This window comes from Rhodoferax sp. RT5P35, assembly GCF_056521385.1.
Genome location: NZ_JBWMAX010000148.1, coordinates 1 through 1,375, shown reverse-complemented (window position 1 = coordinate 1,375; position 1,375 = coordinate 1). Strand labels below are relative to the sequence as shown.

Genomic DNA, 1,375 nt, shown 5'->3' with positions numbered 1-1,375 from the left:
CATGCGCCTCGTACACCTTGGCGCGGTGCTCGGGCGCCACCTCCGGGGCGGTAATGTGGCTGACCTGGTGGCCAGGCGGGGCCGAAGGCGGGCGGAGGGAGTTGTCGCCGCCGTCCTGGTCTGACAGGTAGGGCCGCCAGCAGTCGCGGGTGGTGTCGGGCACGCCGTGGCTGGCCGACATGTAGATCACCGGTGGGCACAGCGGCCCGGTGCGGTACACCGCGCACGAGGCGGCGGGCAGCAGCGGGTACAGGCTGTCCAAAAGCGCCTGCTCAAAATGGTTTTCGCCCAGGCGCGGCACCGCCTGGGTCAGCACACTCAGCAGCTCGCCGGGGGTGGCGGCGTTGGCAGCCCACTGTCGCATTCTTCGGTCTTTCAGGGTTAACACGTCGTCTTCTGGGATGACAGCATACGGGCAGGCCGGGGCCTACGCTATGCAGCATTACACCTAGTCCGGAGACAACCCCATGCGCATCCCTTCCCGCCGCAGCGTGCTCGCCACCCTGCTCACCGCCCTGGCCTGCACCGCCGCCAGCGCCCAGACCAGCTATCCCCAAAGACCGGTGCGCCTGGTGGTCGGCTTTGCGGCGGGCACCGGGCCCGACATCGTGGCCCGCCTGGTCAGCCAGAAGCTGGCCGAGGGCTGGGGCGTGGGCGTGGTGGTCGACAACAAACCCGGTGCCGGGGGCCTGATCGCCGCCACCGAAGTGGCCCGCGCCGCGCCCGACGGCTACGCCCTGCTGCTGGGCGAAACCGGCCAGCTGGCCATAGCGCCCAGCAGCTACACCAAGCTGCCCTACGACGTGCAGCGCGACTTTGCCCCGGTCAGCCAGGTGGCCAGCGTGGACTTTGCCTTTCTGGTGAATCCGCAAAAGGTAGCGGCCCGCAACGTGAAAGAGTTTGTGGAAGCAGCCAAGACGCAAAAAGGCCTGTTCATGGCCACCTTTGGTGCGGGTACACCGGGGCATTTCGGGGTCTTCATGCTGGGCGACGCGCTGAAGCTCCAGCCCGAGCCGGTGCACTACAAATCCACCGGTGACGCACTCACCGGCCTGTTTGGCGGCGACGTGCAAGGCGTGTTTGCCAGCATCGGCCTGGCCGCACCCAACGTCAAGGCGGGCAAGCTGCTGGCCCTGGCCACCACCGGTGCCGTGCGCACCACCGGCCTGCCCGACGTGCCCACCTTCAAGGCACAGGGCTACCCCGCGCTGGAGTTCAACTCCTGGTTTGGCGTAGTAGCCCCGGCCAAAACGCCCGCCGACGTGCTGGCCAAGCTGAACGCCGACATCGTCCGCGCCGTGCAGTCTGCGGATGGCAAAAGCAAGCTGGAAGCCGCCGGTTTCCGCGCCACCGGCACCAGCCGCGAGGACTTCAC

General features: G+C 68.1%; 1 protein-coding gene and 1 pseudogene. One reads left to right on the top strand and one right to left on the bottom strand.

Annotation, left to right across the window (positions count from 1 at the left end; genetic code table 11):
* A pseudogene (locus AC097L_RS24485) lies at positions 1-364 on the bottom strand (LuxR family transcriptional regulator); the annotation flags it as partial.
* A 103-nt stretch (positions 365-467) separates the two neighbouring features.
* Between AC097L_RS24485 and AC097L_RS24480 the strand changes: the two are divergent.
* On the top strand, positions 468-1,375 hold a 908-nt coding region (locus AC097L_RS24480; protein ID WP_479589321.1), incomplete at its 3' end, for a Bug family tripartite tricarboxylate transporter substrate binding protein.